The following is a 20,586-nucleotide window of genomic DNA, read 5'->3' as shown; positions in this document are numbered from 1 at the left end:
GAACAAGAAGGAGGACTCGGCATGGGCGACAAGCGCCGCACTGTTCGAGTGGCCATCGTCGGAGTGGGCAACTGCGCGGCGTCGCTGGTGCAGGGTGTCCAGTACTACCGCGATGCCGACCCGGCCACGCGCGTTCCCGGCCTGATGCACGTCCAGTTCGGCGACTACCACGTGCGCGACGTCGAGTTCGTCGCCGCGTTCGACGTCGACGCCAAGAAGGTCGGGACGGACCTCTCGGAGGCGATCTTCGCCAGCGAGAACAACACCATCAAGCTCGCGGACGTGCCGCCCCTCGGCGTGACCGTGCAGCGCGGCCACACCTACGACGGCCTCGGCAAGTTCTACCTGGAGACCATCGAGGAGTCCGACGCCGAGCCCGTGGACGTCGTCGCGGCGCTGCGCGAGGCCGAGGTCGACGTGCTGGTGTCCTACCTGCCGGTGGGCTCCGAGGACGCGGACCGCTTCTACGCGCAGGCGTGCATCGACGCGGGCGTGGCGTTCGTGAACGCCCTGCCGGTGTTCATCGCCTCCGACCCGGAGTGGGCCGAGAAGTTCCGCGCGGCGGGCGTGCCGATCGTCGGCGACGACATCAAGTCCCAGGTCGGCGCGACCATCACGCACCGCGTGCTGGCCAAGCTGTTCGAGGACCGGGGCGTCCAGCTCGACCGCACCATGCAGCTGAACGTGGGCGGCAACATGGACTTCCTGAACATGAAGGAGATGGAGCGCCTGGAGTCCAAGAAGGTCTCCAAGACGCAGGCCGTCACCTCCCAGGTCGACCGGGACATGGGCAAGCGGAACGTCCACATCGGACCGTCGGACTACGTGGCGTGGCTCGACGACCGCAAGTGGGCGTACGTGCGCCTGGAGGGCCGGGCGTTCGGCGACGTGCCGCTGAACCTGGAGTACAAGCTCGAGGTGTGGGACTCGCCGAACTCGGCGGGCATCATCATCGACGCGGTGCGCGCGGCGAAGATCGCCCTGGACCGGGGGATCGGCGGGCCGATCCTGTCGGCGTCGTCGTACTTCATGAAGTCCCCGCCGGAGCAGTACGACGACACCGAGGCGCGCGAGGCCGTGGAGAAGTTCATCCGCGGCGAGGTCGAGCGCTGAGCTGACGTCCGCCGGGTTGACGTCCCCGGAGGCCGGATCGCCCCCACGCGCTGGGCGGGGGCGGTCCGGCCTCCGGGCTTTCCGGGGTCTTCTGCCGGTCAGCGCTTGGACAGCCGCAGCGACTGCCAGGACCCGTCGGCGGTCCACCCGCCGTCGACCGGCAGCGCCACGCCGTTGACGAACCCGCTGCGCTCGGGGTCGGCCAGGAACGCGACGGCCTGCGCGATGTCGCCGGGAACGGCGAAGCGGCCCATGGGGACGTGGTCGGTGATGTCGCTGTCGCCGTAGTGCCCGCCCGCCTGCGACTCGACGTCCATCTCGGTCTTGACCCAGCCGGGGCAGACCGCGTTGACCCGCACCCCGCGCCCGCCCCACTCGACCGCGAGCGTGCGCGTCATGCCGATCAGGCCGTGCTTGCTGGCGTTGTAGGCGGCCCGGTCGGCGACCCCGCTCAGCCCGGCCACCGAGGCGATGTTGACGATCGAGCCGGAGCCGCGCGCGAGCATCTTCGCGCCGAGCGCCTGCGAGAGCAGGAACGGCCCGGTGAGGTTGATCTCCATGACCCGCCGCCACAGCTGCGGGCTGGTCTCCTCGAACGGCGTGATGGCGGCGATGCCCGCGTTGTTGACCAGCACGTCCACCCGGTCGCCGACGTGCGCGGCGAGCCGGGCCACGTCCTCCTCCGACGACACGTCCCCGACCACCCCGCCCTCGGTGGCCGAGAGGTCGAACCCCACGACGGAGTACCCCTCGGCCCGCAGCAGCTCGGCGATCCTGAGCCCCATGCCCTGCGCGGCGCCGGTCACGACGGCAACTCGTTGCTCCATGCGCCCAGGCTAGGTGTTTCACCTGGTGGGAGCAGGGGATGGCCGAAGGGGCGGGCTCGTCCGGGTTCACCCGGCCGGTCGGCTCCGCGGTCCCGACCGCCCAGCCTCAGCCCCGCCCCAGCGCCCCGACCAGCTCCCCGATCCCGCCCAGCACCACCGCCCCCTCCAGCGCCTCCGGCGCCGGCGGGAAGTCCGGGTTCGGGATCGCGTACACCGCCATCCCCGCCGCGCGCGCCGACTTCAGCCCGTTCGTCGAGTCCTCCACCGCCGCGCACCGCCCAGGCTCCACGCCGAGCCCCCGCGCGGCCAGCAGGTACACGTCCGGGGCCGGTTTGCCCGCGCCCGCCTGCTCGCTCGACACCGCCACGCGCACCAGCTCGCCCAGGTCCGCCGCCTCCAGGAACGCCTGGATCAGCACCGGCGGGGACGAGCTCGCGATCGCCACCGGCCACCGCTCGGCCACCGCGCGGACCGCCTCGACCGCGCCCGGCAGCACCGGCGGGCCCTGCTCGTACCTCCTGGCCATCTCCGCGATCACGCCCCGCGCGGCCTCCTCGGCGCTCAGCCGCACGCCGACCTCGCGCACCAGGTAGTCGCCCCACTCGGGGGTGCTCATGCCCTGCATGGCCGCGGTCGCCTCCGCGGGCCACACCCCTCCGTGCTCGGCCGCGAACGCCCTGCGGACCTCGTCCCACGTCCGCTCGGAGTCCACCAGCACGCCGTCCAGGTCGAACACCACAGCATCCACCCGGCCGAAGCTACTGCCTCGAACGGTCCTTCGCCATGCTAAGCAAAATCGGTTAGCATGGCGAAATGAAATTCCGCCACCAACCCCGCCAGGTCTGGGTCACGGCGTTCGCCGCGGTGATCGCCTTCATGGGCATCGGCCTCGTCGACCCGATCCTGCTGTCGATCGCCGAGGGCCTGAACGCGTCCCCGTCCCAGGTCACCCTCCTGTTCTCCTCCTACCTCGGCGTCCAGGTCGTCGCCATGCTCTTCACCGGCGCGGCCAGCGCCCGGTTCGGCGCCAAGCGGACCCTCGTCGGCGGCCTCGCGCTGATCGTCGTCGCCACCCTGCTCTGCGCCCTCGCGGGCTCGATCGGCCAGCTCATCGGCCTGCGCGCGGTCTGGGGCCTCGGCAACGCCTTCTTCATCGCCACCGCCCTCTCCGTCATCGTCGGCGCGGCCAGCGGCGGCCAGGAGGGCGCGATCCTGCTCTACGAGGCCGCCCTCGGGCTCGGCCTGAGCGTCGGCCCGCTGCTCGGCGCCCTCCTGGGCAGCATCTCCTGGCGCGGCCCGTTCCTCGGCACCGCCGTGCTCATGGCCCTCGCCCTCGTGCTCTGCGCGGTCTGGCTCGCCGACGACGGCAGGCGCGGCCGGGTCGGCGTGCTCGACCCGCTGCGCGCCCTGCGCCACCCCGGCCTGCTGCGCACCGCACTCGCCTCCGCGCTCTACACCGCCGCGTTCTTCGCCGTCCTCGCCTGGTCGCCGTTCGTGCTCGGCTGGGGCGCGGTGGAGATCGGCCTGGTCTTCTTCGGCTGGGGCCTGTGCGTCGCCCTCTCCAGCGTCCTGCTCGCCCCGCGCCTGGCCGCCCGCCTCGGCGAGCGCCGCGCCGCGCTGGTCGCCGTGCTCGCGTTCGCCGTGCTGATGCTCGTCATGGCGGTGCCGGACAAGACCCTGCTGGTCGTCGCGATCATCGTGTCCGGCCTGGTCTCCGGCCTGCTCAACACCCTGTTCACCGGCACCGCGATGAGCGTCAGCCCCGCGCCGAGGCCGGTCGCCAGCGCGGGCTACAACTTCCTGCGCTGGCTGGGCGGCGCCCTCGCCGCCACGTTCGTCAGCCACCTGCCGCACCCGTTCGTCGTCGCCGCGGTCTCCTGCGCGCTGGCCGCCGCGCTGCTCGCCTTCAAGGGCGGGGACGAGAAGGTGGTGCCCGCCGAAGCCGTGCTGGTCGGCGAGGACGCGGTGGGTTAACAAAGGGTGAACGCCGGCCTACGGTCAGTTCACCCGACCTGACCGCAGGAGGCGTTCGACGTGACGTTCCAGCTCCCCCTGATCGGCAACCACTCACCCAGCCGCGCGGCGCTGACCTGCCGCTACCGCTGCGGTGACGCCTGCTTCCACGAGGCGCCCAACCCCACGGCCAACCCGTACTTCGGCGACCTCGTCAGCCGCAGGACCGCGCTCCTCGGCGGCACGGCCCTGGTCGCGCTCACCGCCGCGCCCGCCGGAACCGCGGCAGCGGCCGAAGCAGCCGGGGCGCCCGCGGGGGCAACCGGTCACCCCGCCCCCAGGGGCCTCGACTTCACCCCCGTCGCGCCCAACGCCGAGGACCGCGTCGTCGTCCCCGACGGCTACCGCCAGTCCGTGGTGATCCGCTGGGGCGACCCGCTGTTCCCCGACGCCCCCGAGTTCGACTTCGACCACCAGACCGCCGCCGCCCAGGCCCGCCAGTTCGGCTTCAACAACGACTTCGCCGCCCTGCTCCCCCTCGACCAGCGCGAGCTGACCGGCCTGCTCGTGGTCAACCACGAGTACACCACCGAGCAGCTCATGTTCCGGGGCTACGACGCGGCCAACCCCACCCGCGAGCAGGTCGGGATCGCCTGGGCCGCGCACGGCCTCACCGTCGTCCGCGTCGAGCGCTCCCCGCGCGACGGCGCCCTGCGCCCGGTGTTCTCCCGGCACAACCGCCGCATCACCCTCACCACCCCCTTCGAGGTGCGCGGACCGGCGGCGGGCGGCGACCTGCTCAAGACCTCCGCCGACCCGACCGGGACCCGCGTGCTCGGCACGATGAACAACTGCGCGGGCGGCGTCACCCCGTGGGGCACGATCCTGTCCGGCGAGGAGAACTTCAACCAGTACTTCGCGAACGCCGAGGCGCTGGCCGACCCGCGCCTGTCCCGCTACGGCGTCACCGGCTCCGCCACCACCCGCAAGTGGGAGCGCTTCGACCCCCGCTTCGACCTCGCCCAGGAGCCGAACGAGGTCAACCGCTTCGGCTGGGTCGTCGAGCTCGACCCGCACGACCCGACCTCCACCCCGGTCAAGCACACCGCGCTGGGCCGCTTCAAGCACGAGTGCGCCAACGTCCGAGTCGCGGCGGACGGCCGCGTGGTCGCCTACTCCGGCGACGACGAGCGCTTCGAGTACGTCTACAAGTTCGTCTCCGCCAAGCGCTTCCGCCCCGGCGACAGCAAGGCCGCGCGCAGGCACAACATGACCCTGCTCGACGACGGGACCCTCTACGTCGCCCGCTTCACCGGCGACAGCCCGCCCGAGGAGGTCGACGGCTCCGGCGCGCTGCCCTCGGACGGCCGGTTCGACGGGACCGGCGAGTGGATCCCGCTGGTCTCCGGCGGCCGGTCCTTCGTGGACGGCATGACCGCCGAGGAGGTCTGCGTCTTCACCAGGATCGCCGCCGACCGGGTGGGCGCCACGAAGATGGACCGCCCCGAGGACCTCCAGACCCACCCGCGCACCGGCGTCCTGTACTGCGCGCTGAGCAACAACACCGAGCGTGGCAAGCCGGGCAAGGAGGGCGCGACCGAGCCGAACCCGAGGATCAACAACCGGCACGGCCAGGTGCTGGAGCTCACCGAGCGGCGCGGCGACCCGCTGTCCACGACCTTCGCCTGGAACCTGTTCCTGGTCTGCGGTGACCCGGCCGCGCCCGACACCTACTTCGGCGGCTTCCCCAAGGACCGCGTCTCCCCCATCTCCAGCCCCGACAACGTCGCGTTCGACCCGCACGGCAACCTGTGGATCGCCACCGACTCCGGCGGCGCGCTCGCGGGCCACAACGACGGCCTCTTCGGCGTGCCCGTCGAAGGCCCGTCCAGGGGCCACCTCAAGCAGTTCCTGACCGTGCCGCGCGGCGCGGAGACCTGCGGGCCCGTCGTCGGGCGGCAGGTCGTGCTGGTGTGCGTGCAGCACCCCGGCGAGGTCGACGGCGCGAGCGCGGACGACCCGGCGTCGCACTGGCCGGACGGCGGCGACTCGCAGCCCAGGCCGTCCGTGGTCGCGGTGTGGCGGGAGGAGCGCGGCAGGCTGCGCGACATCGGCCTCGGCTGAGCCCCGCGGCACGGGAGGAGCGCGCGTCCGGGCGGACGGCGGGTGGCGTTCTCCACCGCCGGCGCAGGTGTTCGCCTGGCGTTCACCCGCTGTCCCACCGGACGAGGACTGCGAAACCTAGCGTCTCGCGAGTTCCCCGATGACGCACTCCCCCCGATGCACGGAGGTCCGCGTGCCCTCTCCCACCGACCAGGGTCGTCACCTGCTGCCCCTGTTCCCGAACCACCCGGTCGGCCGAGCGGCCGTCACCTGCCGGTACCGCTGCGGCAACGCCTGCGCCCACGAGGCGCCCAACACCTCCGACAACAGCTACTTCGGCGACGTCGTCGGCGAGGTCGTGCGCCGCCGCGGCCTGCTCAAGGCGGGCGCCGTGCTGGCCGTCGCGGGCGCCTCGGGCGTCGGCCTCGCGGGCACCGCGGCGGCGGCCCCCGGCAAGCCGGACCTCGCGGGCGCCGACTTCGACCTCGGCGGCGGGCGCAGGCGCGACGGGCTCAACTTCACGCCCGTCGCCCCCAACACCGAGGACCGCGTCGTCACCCCCGAGGGCTACGACCAGTCCGTCGTGATCCGCTGGGGCGACCCGGTCCTGCCCGGCGCGCCGAAGTTCGACTTCGACCGCCAGAGCGCCGCCGCGCAGGCGAGGCAGTTCGGCTTCAACAACGACTTCTGCGGCCTGGTCCCGCTCGACGGCCGGGACCGGTGGCTCATGGTGAGCAACCACGAGTACACCACCGAGGAGTTCATGTTCCGCGGCTACGACGCCGCCAACCCCACCCGCGAGCAGGTCGAGATCGCCTGGGCCGCGCACGGCATGTCGGTGGTCCTGGTCGAGCGCGACCGGCGCAGCGGCAAGCTCCAGCCCAAGCTGGACCGCCGCTACAACCGCCGCGTCACCCTCACCTCCGAGTTCCGCGTCACCGGACCGGCGGCGGGCAGCGACCTGCTCAAGACCTCCGCCGACCGCACCGGCACCCGCGTGCTCGGCACGATGAACAACTGCGCCGGCGGCGTCACCCCGTGGGGCACCATCCTGTCCGGCGAGGAGAACTTCAACCAGTACTTCGCCAACGGCAACACGGTCACCGACCCGGCGCAGCAGAAGCGGATCGCCCGCTACGGCATGTCCTCCGGCGCGACCACCCGCAAGTGGGAGCGGTTCGACAAGCGCTTCGACATCGCCCAGGAGCCCAACGAGCCGCACCGCTTCGGCTGGGTCGTCGAGATCGACCCGCACGACCCCGACGCGCCCCCGGTCAAGCACACCGCGCTGGGCCGCTTCAAGCACGAGGGCGCGAACGTCATCATCGCCCAGGACGGCCGCGCCGTGGCCTACATGGGCGACGACGAGCGCTTCGACTACCTGTACAAGTTCGTCTCCGACGAGAAGTACAAGCCGGGCAACAGCAAGCACGCCCGCGAGCACAACAAGAAGCTGCTGGACAAGGGCACCCTGTACGTCGCCCGCCTCACCGGCGACAGCCCGGTCGCGGAGATCGACGGCTCCGGCAAGCTGCCCTCGGACGGCGAGTTCGACGGCGCCGGCGAGTGGATCAGGCTGGCGGCGGGCAACCGCTCGTTCGTGCCCGGCTTCACCGCCGAGGAGGTCTACGTCTTCACCCGGCTGGCCGCCGACGCCGTGTCGCCGACCAAGATGGACCGGCCCGAGGACGTCGAGCCGAACCCGCGCAACCGCCGGATCTACGCGGCGCTGACCAACAACACCGACCGGGGCAAGACCGGCAAGGAGGGGCCGACCGAGCCCAACCCGCGCCCCGGCAACAAGCACGGCCACGTGCTGGAGATCGAGGAGCGGCGCGGCGACAACACCGCGCTGAGCTTCTCCTGGAAGCTGCTGCTGGTGTGCGGCGACCCGAACACCGCCGACACCTACTTCGGCGGCTACGACAAGACCCAGGTCTCGCCGATCTCCTGCCCGGACAACCTCGCGTTCGACTCGCGCGGCAACCTGTGGATCTCCACCGACGGCAACGCGCTCGGCTCCAACGACGGCCTGTTCGCCGTGCCGGTCGAGGGGAGGTACCGGGGGCGGGTCAAGCAGTTCCTGACCGTGCCGCGCGGCGCGGAGACCTGCGGGCCCGTGGTGGACGACGAGTTCGTGCTGGTGTCGGTGCAGCACCCCGGCGAGGTCGACGGGGCGAACGCCGACAACCCGGCGTCGCACTGGCCGGACGGCGGCGCCTCGCAGCCGAGGCCGTCCGTGGTCGCGGTGTGGAAGAAGGACCGGGGCCGCGTCTGCGGCTGACGCCCCCGGTCGTCGCGGTCGGGGGACAGGCGTGACCGCGACGTGCTCCGACGGCCCCGCGCACCCGTGCGCGGGGCCGTCGTGCCGTCCGGGCGCGGCCCCGCCCAGCAGGCTCCGGCGCACGGCCGCCACCCGGTTCACCCTCTAGGGTTCCCCCATGACCGAACGCCCCGCAGCCCTGATCACCGGAGCCTCCCGAGGCATCGGCGCCGCCGTGGCGCGCGCCCTCGCCCCCACCCACGACGTGCTGCTCGGCGGCCGTGACGAGGCCGCGCTGCGGGCGCTGGCCGACGAGCTGCCCGGCGCCCGGCCGTTCGCCGTCGAGCTGACCGACGCGGAGGCGCTCGCCGGGGCGGTCGCCGGGATCGGGCGGTTGGACGTGCTGGTGCACAGCGCGGGCGTCGCCGAGCTGGGACCGCTGTCCGGGGCGTCGGCCGAGGTGTGGCGGCGCACCCTGGAGGTCAACGTCGTCGCGGTCGCCGAGCTGACCCGGCTGGCGCTGCCGCTGCTGCGCGAGGCGCGCGGCGACGTGGTGCTGATCAACTCGGGCGCCGGCCTGCGCGCGAACCCCGGCTGGGGCGTCTACGCGGCCAGCAAGTTCGCGCTGCGGGCGTTCGGCGACGCCCTGCGGGCCGAGGAGCCCGCCCTGCGCGTCACCTCGGTGCACCCCGGCCGGGTCGACACGGACATGCAGCGCGACGTGCGGCAGCAGGAGGGCGGCGAGTACGAGGCCGAGCTGTACCTGCGGGCCGAGTCCGTCGCGGACGCCGTGGCGCGCGCGGTGCTGGCCGGGGACGACGCGCACATCACCGAGATCGTGGTGCGGCCCAGGACCAAGCTCGGCTGAGCCCCTGGGCGGAGCCCGCTCCCGGCCGCCGCGCGGCGGCCGGGAGCACGGGGCGCGCTACCGCAGCCGGGCCGCGATCCCCGCGACCTCGGCCTGAGCCTCGCGCCGGTCCACCCGAGTCGACTCGCCCGCCTCGACGACCTGCTCGCCCGCGACCCACACGTCGCTGACCCGCCGCGTCCCGCTGGCCCACACCAGGTTCGCCAGCACCTGCTCGTCCGGCGCGTCCAGCCCGGTCGCGAACGCCGGGTCGTCCACGTCCACGTGCACCACGTCGCCCCAGCGCCCGGCCTCCAGCGCGCCGATGTCGTCGCGGCCCAGCGCGTCCGCGCTGCCCCTGGTGGCCAGCAGCAGCGCGTCGGCCGCCCGCATCGCCGTCGCGTCCAGGCCCGACACCCGCGCCAGCAGCGCGGCCAGCCGCGCCTCCTCCATCAGGTCCAGGTCGTCGTTGCTGGCCGGGCCGTCCGTGCCGAGGCCGACCTTCACGCCGTTGTCCAGGTAGTACCTGATCCGCGCGACGCCGGAGGCGAGCTTCATGTTCGAACCGGGGCAGTGCGCCACGCCGACGCCGTGCCTGGCGTAGATCGCCACGTCCTCGTCGGACAGGTGCACCGAGTGCGCGGACAGCACCCGGCCGCCGAGCGCGCCGACCTGCTCCAGCAGCTTCGGCACCGAGCCGTACCGCTCGCGCTGGGCCACGTCCTCCTGCGTGGACTCGGCCACGTGCACCTGCACCAGCGCCCCGCGCTTCCTGGCCTCGCCGCCGACGACGCCGAGCGCGTCCGCCGAGAGCGTGTAGGCCGAGTGCGGCCCGTAGCTGATCTCGAAGCGCTCGTGCGGGCCGATCCGCAGGCCGTCCGCGTCGATCCAGCGGCTCACCTCGTCGGTCTGCGCCCGCCAGTCCATGCCCGGCAGCTCCATGATCGCCGCGCCGAACAGCGCGCGGGACCCGGCCTCGATGACCGCCTCGGCGAGCTGCTCGCCGTTGAAGTACATCTCCGCGCTGGTGGTGACGCCGTTGCGGAGCATCTCGACCGCGCCGAGCAGCATCCCCGAGCGCATGTCGGCGGGGGTCATCTTGGCCTCGGCGGGCCACATGGCCTCCTGGAGCCAGCGCATCAGCGGCAGGTCGCCGCCCATGCCCCTGAGCAGGATCATCGGGGTGTGCGCGTGGGCGTTGACGAGGCCGGGCATCAGGATGCCGGTCAGCTCGCGGGTGGCGCCGGTGTGCTCGGGGGCGTCGGCGCGGGGGCCGACGAAGGCGATCCTGCCGTGCTCGTCGACGTCGACCACCGCGTCGCGCAGGACTGTGCAGGCTGGGTCGCAGGGCAGGACCACCGGGGCGTGCAGGCGCAAGGTCATGCCGTGAATCCTGCCGCAAGAGCGGTTGACCGGCCGGGGTGGCAAGCCGAAACTCGTTCAGGTGGAGGGACCGCGCCCTTGCCCCCGAGCTGTGGACGACTGGTTGCGCAGCCGGTTCACCCCCGAGCAGCACCGCCTGGTCGGGGGGATGCCGCTGGTCGCGATGCCGCTCTCGGTCGAGGTCGAGTCGGCGGGCGTCGGTCGGGCGTGGGTGCCCGACGACGTCATCGCCGGCTGGGCGCACATGAACTTCGACGCGCGCCGGAAGGTGGACCAGTCCGACGCGAGCATGATCGCCCTGCTGATCAGGCAGGGCTGGACCTGGGACGACATCGCGTTCCTGCTCGGCTTCGAGGAGGAGCGGGAGGCGCAGGAGTGGTACGCCGACCTGGCCGTGCGGCTGTGGAAGGCGCCGCTGCGGCGACCGAGGCTGGTGTTCGGCGACTAGCCCCGGCCGGTCCCGCCGCCCGGAGCACCCCGGAGCAGCCCGGAGCGCCACGCAGGGACGCCCCGGAGCGCCCGGCCCCGAGCACCGCGCCCCGGCCACCCGGTCCCGCTCCCCTTGGCCAGGGCCGCCCGCTCCCGCCGCCGCCTCAGTCCGCGACGTCCACCTTCGCCACGACCTTCGGGTTCCGCAGCCGCACCACGACCTCGCCCGGCACGCCGTTGCGCGCCGCGTACTCGTTCGCCCGGTCCGCGCCCATGTACCGCGCGCCGAGCCTGCCCGCCCAGTAGGTGACCTGCTCCGGGTCGTCGTCCACCTCGACCTTCCCCGACAGCGTCACGAACGCGTAGGGCGGCTCCTCGTCGTCCAGGCAGAGCGAGATCCGCCCGTCGCGCAGGATCGCCTTGCCCTTCACCGACTCCACGTGCGTCGTGAACACGACCGAGCTGCCGTCGACGTCGACCCAGACCGGCGTCACGTGCGGTGATCCGTCGGCGCGGACGACGGCCAGCTTGCCGGTGCGCGGCCTGGCCGCGACGAACTCACGCCACCAGCCCTCGGGGGCATCCGTGTAACCCATGGGGCCAACCGTAGGACCCCCCGACCCCGAGACCCCGAGCGCGGAACAACAGGGCTGACTCAGGGTGATCACTGAGTCCCCCGTTCGTAGTAATACCGAAGATGAGACCGAAGAACTACGCCGCTTTCGACTACCGGTCGATGCGCGAGGGCACGCCGGGGTGGAAGTTTTTTCACCACAGCGGAGAACCGGGGAAGCGAGAGGAGAGCACTCGATGATCGAGGCGATCGGCCTCACCAAGCGCTACGGGAGCACCGTAGCGGTGAACGACCTGTCGTTCACCGTCCGACCTGGCAGGGTGACCGGCTTCCTCGGCCCCAACGGGGCGGGCAAGTCCACCACCATGCGGATGGTGCTCGGGCTCGACCGCCCGACGGCGGGACGGGTCCTGATCGACGGCACGCCGTACAACAAGATCAAGAACCCGCTGCGCTCCGTGGGCGCGCTGCTCGACGCGAAGTGGGTGCACCCCAACCGCTCGGCCCGCACGCACCTGCTGTGGATGGCCAAGTCCAACGGCATCCCGGTCCGCAGGGTCGACGAGGTGCTGGACGAGGTCGGCCTCACCAAGGTGGCGCGCAAGCGGGCGGGCGGGTTCTCGCTCGGCATGTCCCAGCGGCTCGGCATCGCCAGCGCCCTGCTCGGCGACCCGCGGGTGCTGCTGTTCGACGAGCCCGTCAACGGCCTGGACCCCGAGGGCATCCTGTGGATCAGGCGCTTCATGCAGGGCCTGGCCGCGCAGGGGCGCACCGTGCTGGTGTCCAGCCACCTGCTGTCCGAGATGGCGCTGACCGCCGAGGACCTCGTGGTGATCGGCCGGGGCGAGCTGATCGCCCAGTGCAGCACCGCCGAGTTCATCGACCGCTCCGCCAAGGCCGCCGTGCTGGTGCGCGCGCCGGAGTGGCAGCGGTTCGCGACCCTGCTGCGGGACAAGGGGTTCGCGGTCGCCGAGGGCGCGGAGGGCGCGCTCACGGTCGAGGGCGCGACCGGCGCGGAGATCGGCGAGGTGGCGGCGGGGAACGGGGTCGTGCTGCACGAGCTCAGCCCGCAGCGGGCCTCGCTGGAGGAGGCGTTCATGCAGTTGACCGGTGACTCGGTCGAGTACCAGACCGGTTCCGCCGAGAAGGGGGTGTGACCGCCGTGGCGCTGCTCGCCGTCGAGCGGATCAAGCTGTTCAGCACGCGGTCGCCCTGGTGGTGCGCGGCGCTGGCGCTCGTCATGACCTCGGGGATCGCCACGCTCATCGCGATGGAGATGCCCGCCGAGGCCCCGGTGCAGGTCAGCACGACCCAGTTCACCTACTCGTTCGGCATGGCCGTGGTCATGGTGATGGCCGCGCTGGCGGTGACCACCGAGTACCGGTTCGGGACCATGCGGGCCACCTTCCAGGCCGTGCCCAACCGGAACGCGGTGATGGTCGCCAAGGTCGTCGTGGTGGCGCTGCTCGCGGGCGTCGTCGGCGAGGTCATCGCGTTCACCTCGTGGGGCGCGAGCAGGCTGGTCGCCGCGGACGCCTCGCAGCTGGGGCTGGAGTCGTCGGCGGACTGGCGGCACGTGGCGGGCGTCGGCCTGGTCTACGCCGCCGCCGCGGTGCTCGCCGTGGGCGTCGGGGCGCTGGTCAGGCACACCGCGGGGGCGGTGGCCGTGCTGCTGGTGTACTCGATGGTCGGCGAGAGCCTGATCGCGCTGATCCCGGACCTCGGGCCGAAGATCCAGAAGTGGCTGCCGTTCGCGATGGCCGACAACTTCGTCCTCGGCTCGCCCTCGGGCGAGGTGGTGGGCGGCATGGGGCCGCCCGCGCCGGAGGGCGCGCTCGCGCCGTGGCCCTCGCTGGGCTACTTCGCGGCGGTGGCGGTGGCGGTCTTCCTGGTGTCGCTGGTCGTGGTGAACCGCCGGGACGCCTGACGGACCTTCCGGCCCGCACTCGGGGTGGCGGGCCGGGCAGGGGGAGCGGAGCGCGGGCGGCCTTCGGGGAGGCGCCCGCGCTCCTCGCTGTTCGGGGGCGTGCGAGGGCAGGCGCGCGGCAGGTCTGCCACGTGGCGCGCCTGCGCTTGGCAGGCCCGGCCCCGCCCGCGGTGTCAGGGGCGCTCGGTGTCCGGCGCGCTCGACCCCGACGCGTTCGGGACCGCCCCGCTCGACCCCGGACCGCTTGGCGTCGGTCCGCTCGGCGTCGGTCCGCTCGACGCTCGCCCGCCCGGTGTCGACGCGCCCGGCATCGGCTCGCTCGGCACCGGCCCGCTTGGCGTCGGTCCGCCTGGCATCGGCTCGCTCGACGTCGGCTCGCTCGGCGCTGACCCGCCCGGTGTCGACGCGCCCGCCCAAGACCCGCTCGTGCCCGGTCCGCTCGTGCTCGGCCCGCCCGGCGCCTGCCCGCCCGGCGCCTGCCCGCCCGGCGCCTGCCCGCCTGGCACCTGCCCGTCCAACGCCGACGTGCCCGCGCCCACCCCCGCCCCACCCGGTTCGGCGTTCCGGAAGCGCCGGAGCGCCACCAGCCCGGCCGTGGCCAGGAGCAGCGCCACCGCCGTCGCCCACGCCGCCCGCTCCACCGGTCCGACCCCGTCGCCGGGCTCGGCAGCCACCGGCGCGCTCCCCTGGTCCGCGCTCCCCCGGTCCGCGCTGGCGAGCGCCGGGTCGGGGGCCGCCGTCGCGGCGGGCAGCGGCGGCCTCGGCGGCAGCAGCGGGCTGCGGTCCACCTCGCGGATGCGGCCCTCCAGCGCCCCCACCGGGTTCACCAGCCCGAACCCGGTCCGGCTGTCCCGCCCCGGCTCCAGCAGGTCGACGGCGCTGATCACCAGCCGGTTGACCACGTTCGCCGCGTCCAGGTCGGGGAACCGCGAGCGCACCAGCGCCACCACCCCGCTCACCAGCGCCGTCGCCGCGCTGGTCCCGTCGACCGCCGCGTACCCGCTGGCCGACGAGGTGAGCGGCACCGCCGTCACCACCCGCTCGGCGGGCGCGGCCAGCACGGTCGGCGGCCCGGTGTTGGACCGCGCCCACGGCGAGCCGTCGCGGGTCGTGCCCGCCACCGCGATCACGCCGGGGATGTCGGCGGGCGCGCCCACGTGCTCCTCGCCGGAGTTGCCGGTGCCCGCGACCACCACGACGTCGTGCTCGAACGCGTAGTCCACCGCGTCGGTCAGCTCGGGCGTCAGCGTCGCCACCGAGGTCAGCGACAGGTTCACCACGTCGGCCCCGTGGTCGACCGCCCACCGCACGCCCTCGGCGACGGCCGCCAGCGTGAACCCGGTCCCGTCGACGCCCACCGACACCGGCAGCACCTTCGCGGCGGGCGCGACGCCCAGCACGCCGCCGGACTCGCCGACCCCGGCGATCAGCGCCGCCATCGCCGTCCCGTGCCCCGACCGGTCCTGCACGCCGCCGGTGCCGACCGCGTCCCCGACGCCCGTGCCCGGCAGCACCCGGCCCACCAGGTCGGGGCGCGTGTCGTCCACACCGGAGTCCACGACGGCCACCACGACCCCGTCGCCGCGGGCGAGCTCGTGCGCCCGGTGGACCCCCAGCGCGTCCAGGTGCCACTGCTGCTGGCCGATCGACCAGGCGGGTGTCTGCGCGACCATGGCCAGCACCGCGAGCGCGACCGGGAGCACCTTCGGAACACCGCCTTGTGGTTCAGGTCACAAATATTCGATGCCGTTCATGTTTCGAGCTCAAGAGGTCACGCGCACGGAGTAAGTCCTTCGTTAAGACCCCGTGAACTGTCCCAACCGGCCATGACAGGAACCGGGCGAGCAGGTGGGATGAAAGTAGCGAATCGTGAGGCGGCGGTGTGCACGCACGCGAATTCGCCAACCCCGTCAAGGAACCCTCCGGAGGTGAACCCGTGGCGGTGCTCGATCCAGACCTCAACGCGGAATCCCAGGCGAAGCGGCCACCGCAGGCGAAGCTGCCGTCCCCCGTGACGCGCCCCGCCGAGCTCCCCCGCCCCCGCCAGCGCGACCGCGGGCTGCGCGTCGAACCCATGCTCGGCCTGGAGTGGGCGGACGCCATCGAGGCGGCGGGAGGGGCGGAGCTCGCCTCGTCCCCCGCGCAGTCCCGCAGGGCCTGGGTGCACCGGGCCGACGAGCGCCAGGTGCTCTCGCTGTACCGCGCGGTCCGCGAGGTCGGCGCCCGCGTCCCCGCGCCGTGGTGGCTCCGCGCGCTCGACCGGGGCAGGCTCCCGTCCCGCGCGGCCGGGTTCGCCGTCGAGGACGAGGTGTCGCAGCTGCTGCTGAGCAGGCCCGGCTGGATCTACGTGCCGTGGGCGGACGAGGGCGAGGTCGGCTACTGGGAGTTCGTGCCCTCCGAGAGCGGCGTCTACGGCCCGGCCGAGCCGACCACCGTCCAGTTCACCGACGAGCACCCCGGCTGGGTCGACCTGCTGCCCGCGCACCGGGGACCCGGACTGCGCCAGCCGATCGCCTTCACCCCCGCCGAGCTGCGCGAGCAGATCGAGGACCTGGAGAACATCGCGTAGCGCTGTCCTAGGCTGTGCGCCCGTGACACCGAGCAAGCAGGAACGCCCCGCGCACCACCGCACCGTCGTCAGCTACGTCCAGCGAGGCGAGCGGATGACCGTCGGTCAGCAACGCGCGTGGGACACCCACTGGGACCGCGTCGGCCGCGAGGTCAAGGCGCTCCCCGAGGGGCCGGTGGACTTCACGGCCTGGTTCGGGCGGGAAGCCCCCGTCCTGCTGGAGATCGGCTCCGGCATGGGCGAGACCACCAGTCAGCTGGTGGCCGCCGCGCCGGAGCTGAACTACGTCGCGGTCGAGGTGTACAAGCCGGGCCTGGGGCAGCTGCTGCTGCGCACCGAGGCGCTCGGCGCGACGAACCTGCGGGCCTTCCGCGGCGACGCGGTCGACCTGCTGGAGTCGCACGTCGAACCGGGGACGCTGGCCGGGGTCCGGATCTTCTTCCCGGACCCCTGGCCCAAGAAGAAGCACCACAAGCGCAGGCTCGTGCAGCCGGAGTTCGTGAAGCTGCTGGCCAGCAGGCTGCGACCGGGCGGGACGCTGCACATGGCGACCGACTGGGAGAGCTACGCCGAGCAGATGCTCGAGGTGTGCTCCGCCGAGCCCGCGCTGCGCAACCTGCACGACGGCTGGGCCCCGCGCCCGGAGTGGCGGCCGGTGACGAAGTTCGAGCAGCGCGCGGTCGAGGAGGAGCGGGTCAGCCACGACCTGATGTTCGAGCGGGTCTAGCCGGAGCCGATCCGGGGGCGTGACCGCGCACGGGGAAGCCCGCGCGCGGTCACGCCTCCGCTTCCAGGAGCGCCACGGGCTACTCCTGCGAGTCGACGAGCACGCTGGACACCGCCATCAGCACGAGCACGAGCACGCCCAGCGCCGCTCCGGTCCACGTCGCGATCGTTGTGATCATCGTTCTCTCCTTCCGCGAGCTTCCCCACCACCAGGGTCGCCCGCGCGCGCGTCATCCGACATCGGCCAGCGGGGTGCTCATCTGCGGCTTTCCCTCAGCCTTGTGGTTGACCCCGCACCCGACCCAGGAGTGACGCAGGTTCACCCGGAAGGTTCTACGGTGTTCTTCCGTGGAGGGCACCAACCTCGAATGGCGGGCACTGGCCCGACGGCAGTGGCCGCTGGCGAGCGTCCTGGTGATGTTCCTGCTGCTCCAGGCGCAGGGCGACGGACCCGCCTGGTCGAACCTGATCGGGTCGCTGTCGCTCGCCGCGCTGGCCGTGGTGTCCCCGCGCAAGCCGTTCGACGCTGCGCTCGCCGCCGCGACCGCGCTGGTGGCGTCCTCCGTGCTGATGCGCGCGACGGGCGCGACGCCCGGCCCGTCGCTGCTGGGCGCGCTGACCATTGTCGAGCTCGGGGCGATGATGGCGATGGCGGCCATCGTGGTGCGGCAGGAGAAGGTCTGGCGCTCGACGGTCGCCCTGGTGGTGCTGGTGGCCGCCGGGGTCGCCGAGTACTACATCCGACCGAACTACTGGGTCAGGTACCCGGACCACTTCCCGGCCGAGCCCAGCCTGCTGCCGAACGCCGTGGTCACGCTGATCCTGCTGGCGCTGGCCGTGGGCACGGGCCTGTACTTCCGGGCGCGCGACCGGGAGCGGGCGACGGCGGTGCGGGCCGAGGTGGCGGCGGCGCAGCACGCGGAGCGGATGGCGCTGGCCAGGGAGCTGCACGACGTGGTGGCGCACTACGTGACCGGCATCGTCGTGCACGCCCAGGCGGCCCAGGCGGTGCCGCAGGCGGCGCAGGAGGTGCTGCCGATCATCGTGACCAGCGGGAACGAGGCGCTGACGGCGATGCGGCGCCTGGTCGGCACGCTGCGCGACTCGGAGGCGGCGGCCCCGGAGGCGACGGACAGCGGCCTGGCCGACGACGTGCGCGCGGTGGCCGAGAAGTCGGGCCAACCGGTGCGGCTGAGCGTCGACCTGCCCGGCGAGTTCCCGGTCGCACTGGCCCGGTCGGTGCTGCGGCTGGTGCAGGAGTCGCTGACGAACACCAGGAAGCACGCGGACGGCGTGACGCGCGTCGACGTGGAGGTCACCAGCGACGGCTCGGCGGTGCGGGTGCTCGTGGCCGACGACGGCCGCCAGCGCACGTCCCCGCTGACCGGCTCCAGCGGCTACGGCCTGGTCGGGATGCGCGAACGCGCGGAACTCCTCGGCGGCTCCTTCACCGCGGGCCCACGCCCCACCGGCGGCTGGGAGGTCCGAGCCGAGATCCCGGTCTCGAACGACTGAAGCGCACCATGCACCATGAACGCCTCGGCCCATGGCAGGGCCAGTTGGTGGCAGGCCCAGTTGGCAGCTGACCCAACCCGCGGCAGGCCCAGCTCACGGCTGGCCCGGCTGGCAGCAGTTCCGTTCCGGCTGGTAGCAGTTCCGGCTGGCGGCTGTTCTGGAGCACAACCGCCCCGGCCAACGACTGCCCCTGACCCGACTGCCCTGACTCGCACGATTCGCGCAGACCAGGGGCTCGTACCCGGCCGATGGCCGGCCGGACCCGGAACACCTGCGGGTACCGGACGTATGCGGGTACCGGGCACATGCGGGGACCAGGCACGTGCGGGGACCAGACACGTGCGGGCACCGGACACGTGCAGGTACCGGGTACATGCAGGTACCGGACACATGCGGGTACCGGGACCCGCGCGGAGTCCCGGTACCCGTGTGCGTGTTGTGCGACCTGTTCATCGATGCCGTTCCGCGCAGCCCTTGTTTGGACCACGCGCCTGTAGCTCCTCGAGCGAGCGCACATGCCGCCCCGCCCGGCGCCGCTCGCCCATCAGGCGGCGACCCGCGTTTCCGGCGCCGCTCACCGGCTAGGCGTCAGCCGATCCGCCGGGAGTCAGCCGATCCGCCGGGAGTCAGCTGATCCGCCGGGAGTCCGCGCCCGTCAGGTCCTGATCTCCTCAGGTCCTGGCCTGCTCAGGTCCCGATCTGCTCAGGTCCCGGTCTGCGCGCTCTCGGAGCTGAGCTCCTTGCGGTCCACGTGCGTGGCGTCGACCGTGGTGCGGTCGGTGTGCTCGGCGCTGCGGTTGCCCGCGCTGCCGATCGCGATCTTCCTCGGCTTCGTGCGCTCGGAGATCGGGATGCGCAGGGTCAGGACACCCGCGTCGTAGTCGGCGCGGATGTTCTCCGCGTCCAGGGCGTCGCCCAGGAACAGCTGCCGGGAGAACACGCCCAGCGGTCGCTCCGACACCACCATCTCGACCAGGCCCGACTGCTCGACCTCACTCGGCTGCCCCGCCGCACCCGACTGCCTGGCCACGCCCGACTGCCCGGTCCCCCGGTCGCCTGCCTCAGCGCCGGCCCGCGAACTGCTCGCCCGCGAGGCGTCGACCCCCGCGGCATCCGCCCGCGAAGCCCCAGCCGCAACCCGCCCCAGGTGGTTCGGCCTGCGCTCGGCCTTCACCGTGAGCACGTTCCGCTCCACGTCCAGCTCGATCGCGTCCGCCGCCACCCCCGGCAGGTCGAACTCGACCACGAACTCGTCCCCGACCCGGTAGGCGTCCATCGGCATCATCGCCGGCCGCGACCACGTGCCGCCCTGTCCACCGGACCCGAGGCCACCCACCCCCCGCAGCACCTGCTGCGCGAAGCGGTCCAGCTCCCGGAAGGGGTCGGTGCGCATCAACATCGAGAACCACCTCCACGTATCGACTACCGGTCAATGCGCTGTGCCACCAAGGCTACCGCGTCATCACAACGTTGACAACCCCGCTCGTCATCAAAAGGACGACAAATCTCAGAACCACCGCCCCAGCGCCGCCGCCACCCCGTCCTCCGCCAACGTCCCGGTCACCACGTCGGCCGCCGCGCGCACCCCCTCGGGCGCCTGCCCCATGGCCACCCCGCACCCGGCCCACCGCAGCATCGCCACGTCGTTGTGCCCGTCGCCGATCGCCGCCGTGTCCGCCGGGTCGACCCCCAGTTCCCGCCGCAGCCGCTCCAGTTCGGCCCCCTTCGACACCCCCTCGGGCACCACGGTCAACCACGCCTCCACGTGGTCCGAGGTCCACGTGGCGCCGGGCAGCCTGATCCCGGACATCCGGGCCGCCAGCTCCCCCGGCTCCCGCCCCGCCCACCGCGCGACCAGCCGCGACGTCGGCTCCGCCGTGAACTCCCCGACCCCGACCTCCCGCACGTCCCCGGACAGGTCCCCCTCGGCCCACCGTCCGAGCGCCAGGCTCCCCACCCCGGCGACCTCGCTCGCGAACACCGCCCCCGGCAGCGCCTCCCGCAGCACCGCCAGCGCCGCCGCCGCGTCGAACACCGACCGCCGCACCGCCGCCCCAGCCCGGACGTCCCACCACACCGCCCCGTTCGAGCACAGCAGCGTCCCGCCCACCCCGAGCCGCTCCGCCACGCCCAGGGTCCCGAGCACGCTCCGCCCGGTGGACAGCACCACCCGCGCCCCGCTCGCCACGGCCCGCCCGACCGCGTCCAGGACGGCGGGCGAGACCTCGTTGCTCCCGGTCGGCACGAGGGTTCCGTCGATGTCCAGCGCGATCAGGCGAGGTGTCCGCTCCATCCGGCCACCCTAAGTGAGCCCTCCTCGGGAAAACCGCCGGAACGGCCACTGGCCCCGATTAATG

The 20,586-nt window shown here is 73.3% G+C and carries 18 protein-coding genes; 11 read left to right on the top strand and 7 right to left on the bottom strand.

Going from position 1 to position 20,586, the window contains the following annotated elements:
• Nucleotides 1-21 precede the first annotated feature (21 nt).
• Nucleotides 22-1,113, top strand: a complete 1,092-nt coding sequence (locus CNX65_RS34740; protein ID WP_096497480.1) for an inositol-3-phosphate synthase — start codon at nucleotides 22-24, stop codon at nucleotides 1,111-1,113.
• A gap of 98 nt (nucleotides 1,114-1,211) precedes the next feature.
• On the opposite strand, the gene CNX65_RS34735 is transcribed toward CNX65_RS34740, so the two are convergent.
• Nucleotides 1,212-1,940: an SDR family NAD(P)-dependent oxidoreductase gene (locus CNX65_RS34735; RefSeq protein WP_015805699.1), complete on the bottom strand. Its 729-nt coding sequence runs from the start codon at nucleotides 1,938-1,940 to the stop codon at nucleotides 1,212-1,214.
• A 106-nt stretch (nucleotides 1,941-2,046) separates the two neighbouring features.
• Nucleotides 2,047-2,688: an HAD family hydrolase gene (locus CNX65_RS34730; RefSeq protein WP_096497479.1), complete on the bottom strand. Its 642-nt coding sequence runs from the start codon at nucleotides 2,686-2,688 to the stop codon at nucleotides 2,047-2,049.
• Nucleotides 2,689-2,753: 65 nt separating this feature from the next.
• On the opposite strand from CNX65_RS34730, the gene CNX65_RS34725 reads away from it, so the two are divergent.
• The 4 genes from CNX65_RS34725 to CNX65_RS34710 all read left to right on the top strand — a co-directional run bounded on the left by CNX65_RS34725 (nucleotide 2,754) and on the right by CNX65_RS34710 (nucleotide 9,127).
• Entirely contained in the window at nucleotides 2,754-3,914 is a 1,161-nt protein-coding gene (locus CNX65_RS34725) for an MFS transporter (protein WP_096497478.1), read from the top strand.
• Between the two features lie 60 nt (nucleotides 3,915-3,974).
• On the top strand, nucleotides 3,975-6,017 hold the full coding sequence (locus tag CNX65_RS34720; RefSeq protein ID WP_096497477.1) for a PhoX family protein: 2,043 nt from the start codon (nucleotides 3,975-3,977) through the stop codon (nucleotides 6,015-6,017).
• A gap of 139 nt (nucleotides 6,018-6,156) precedes the next feature.
• Nucleotides 6,157-8,280 carry a PhoX family protein gene (locus CNX65_RS34715; protein ID WP_096497476.1) on the top strand — a complete coding sequence of 708 codons (2,124 nt, stop codon included), beginning with the start codon at nucleotides 6,157-6,159 and terminating at the stop codon, nucleotides 8,278-8,280.
• Between the two features lie 157 nt (nucleotides 8,281-8,437).
• Entirely contained in the window at nucleotides 8,438-9,127 is a 690-nt protein-coding gene (locus tag CNX65_RS34710; RefSeq protein WP_096497475.1) for an SDR family oxidoreductase, read from the top strand.
• Between the two features lie 57 nt (nucleotides 9,128-9,184).
• Here CNX65_RS34710 and CNX65_RS34705 read toward each other — a convergent pair whose 3' ends face one another.
• Nucleotides 9,185-10,489 carry an amidohydrolase family protein gene (locus tag CNX65_RS34705; protein ID WP_096497474.1) on the bottom strand — a complete coding sequence of 435 codons (1,305 nt, stop codon included), beginning with the start codon at nucleotides 10,487-10,489 and terminating at the stop codon, nucleotides 9,185-9,187.
• A gap of 91 nt (nucleotides 10,490-10,580) precedes the next feature.
• Between CNX65_RS34705 and CNX65_RS34700 the strand changes: the two genes are divergently transcribed.
• Nucleotides 10,581-10,937: a hypothetical protein gene (locus CNX65_RS34700; protein ID WP_096497473.1), complete on the top strand. Its 357-nt coding sequence runs from the start codon at nucleotides 10,581-10,583 to the stop codon at nucleotides 10,935-10,937.
• Nucleotides 10,938-11,082: 145 nt separating this feature from the next.
• Here CNX65_RS34700 and CNX65_RS34695 read toward each other — a convergent pair whose 3' ends face one another.
• Nucleotides 11,083-11,514 (bottom strand): PPOX class F420-dependent oxidoreductase, encoded by a 432-nt coding sequence (locus tag CNX65_RS34695; protein ID WP_096497472.1) that lies wholly within the window; start codon nucleotides 11,512-11,514, stop codon nucleotides 11,083-11,085.
• 214 nt (nucleotides 11,515-11,728) lie between these two features.
• Here CNX65_RS34695 and CNX65_RS34690 point away from each other — a divergent pair, with 214 nt between their 5' ends.
• Complete coding sequence (locus tag CNX65_RS34690) at nucleotides 11,729-12,649, top strand: ABC transporter ATP-binding protein (protein WP_096497471.1); 921 nt, start codon at nucleotides 11,729-11,731, stop codon at nucleotides 12,647-12,649.
• Between the two features lie 5 nt (nucleotides 12,650-12,654).
• Entirely contained in the window at nucleotides 12,655-13,419 is a 765-nt protein-coding gene (locus tag CNX65_RS34685; protein WP_177154585.1) for a hypothetical protein, read from the top strand.
• 173 nt (nucleotides 13,420-13,592) lie between these two features.
• On the opposite strand, the gene CNX65_RS34680 is transcribed toward CNX65_RS34685, so the two are convergent.
• Nucleotides 13,593-15,122 carry a S8 family serine peptidase gene (locus CNX65_RS34680; protein WP_232520104.1) on the bottom strand — a complete coding sequence of 510 codons (1,530 nt, stop codon included), beginning with the start codon at nucleotides 15,120-15,122 and terminating at the stop codon, nucleotides 13,593-13,595.
• Nucleotides 15,123-15,361: 239 nt separating this feature from the next.
• On the opposite strand from CNX65_RS34680, the gene CNX65_RS34675 reads away from it, so the two are divergent.
• From CNX65_RS34675 to CNX65_RS34665, 3 genes are all read left to right on the top strand, one after another.
• Nucleotides 15,362-15,988, top strand: a complete 627-nt coding sequence (locus tag CNX65_RS34675; protein WP_373565529.1) for a hypothetical protein — start codon at nucleotides 15,362-15,364, stop codon at nucleotides 15,986-15,988.
• Between the two features lie 94 nt (nucleotides 15,989-16,082).
• Nucleotides 16,083-16,715, top strand: coding sequence for a tRNA (guanosine(46)-N7)-methyltransferase TrmB (trmB, locus tag CNX65_RS34670; protein ID WP_218181904.1), 633 nt, complete (start codon nucleotides 16,083-16,085; stop codon nucleotides 16,713-16,715).
• Between the two features lie 347 nt (nucleotides 16,716-17,062).
• Nucleotides 17,063-18,229, top strand: a complete 1,167-nt coding sequence (locus CNX65_RS34665) for a sensor histidine kinase (protein ID WP_096497467.1) — start codon at nucleotides 17,063-17,065, stop codon at nucleotides 18,227-18,229.
• Between the two features lie 703 nt (nucleotides 18,230-18,932).
• On the opposite strand, the gene CNX65_RS38440 is transcribed toward CNX65_RS34665, so the two are convergent.
• Complete coding sequence (locus CNX65_RS38440; RefSeq protein ID WP_177154568.1) at nucleotides 18,933-19,628, bottom strand: Hsp20/alpha crystallin family protein; 696 nt, start codon at nucleotides 19,626-19,628, stop codon at nucleotides 18,933-18,935.
• 108 nt (nucleotides 19,629-19,736) lie between these two features.
• A complete protein-coding gene (locus CNX65_RS34650; RefSeq protein ID WP_096497466.1) occupies nucleotides 19,737-20,522 on the bottom strand; it encodes an HAD family hydrolase in 786 nt (261 codons plus the stop codon).
• Between the last annotated feature and the right edge of the window lie 64 nt (nucleotides 20,523-20,586).

Origin of the sequence: Actinosynnema pretiosum (assembly GCF_002354875.1) — a bacterium.
Taxonomy (GTDB): Bacteria; Actinomycetota; Actinomycetes; order Mycobacteriales; family Pseudonocardiaceae; genus Actinosynnema; species Actinosynnema auranticum.
This window is presented reverse-complemented; position numbering and strand designations above follow the sequence as displayed.

What these genes read in the sequence shown, in the direction of transcription:
- CNX65_RS34705 (WP_096497474.1), bottom strand. Translation starts at nt 10,489, where the DNA reads ATGACCTTGCGCCTGCACGCCCCGGTGGTCCTGCCCTGCGACCCAGCC.
- CNX65_RS38440 (WP_177154568.1), bottom strand. Translation starts at nt 19,628, where the DNA reads ATGTTGATGCGCACCGACCCCTTCCGGGAGCTGGACCGCTTCGCGCAG.
- CNX65_RS34735 (WP_015805699.1), bottom strand. Translation starts at nt 1,940, where the DNA reads ATGGAGCAACGAGTTGCCGTCGTGACCGGCGCCGCGCAGGGCATGGGG.
- CNX65_RS34690 (WP_096497471.1), top strand. Translation starts at nt 11,729, where the DNA reads ATGATCGAGGCGATCGGCCTCACCAAGCGCTACGGGAGCACCGTAGCG.
- CNX65_RS34740 (WP_096497480.1), top strand. Translation starts at nt 22, where the DNA reads ATGGGCGACAAGCGCCGCACTGTTCGAGTGGCCATCGTCGGAGTGGGC.
- CNX65_RS34725 (WP_096497478.1), top strand. Translation starts at nt 2,754, where the DNA reads ATGAAATTCCGCCACCAACCCCGCCAGGTCTGGGTCACGGCGTTCGCC.
- CNX65_RS34650 (WP_096497466.1), bottom strand. Translation starts at nt 20,522, where the DNA reads ATGGAGCGGACACCTCGCCTGATCGCGCTGGACATCGACGGAACCCTC.
- CNX65_RS34710 (WP_096497475.1), top strand. Translation starts at nt 8,438, where the DNA reads ATGACCGAACGCCCCGCAGCCCTGATCACCGGAGCCTCCCGAGGCATC.
- trmB (WP_218181904.1), top strand. Translation starts at nt 16,083, where the DNA reads ATGACCGTCGGTCAGCAACGCGCGTGGGACACCCACTGGGACCGCGTC.
- CNX65_RS34695 (WP_096497472.1), bottom strand. Translation starts at nt 11,514, where the DNA reads ATGGGTTACACGGATGCCCCCGAGGGCTGGTGGCGTGAGTTCGTCGCG.
- CNX65_RS34715 (WP_096497476.1), top strand. Translation starts at nt 6,157, where the DNA reads ATGACGCACTCCCCCCGATGCACGGAGGTCCGCGTGCCCTCTCCCACC.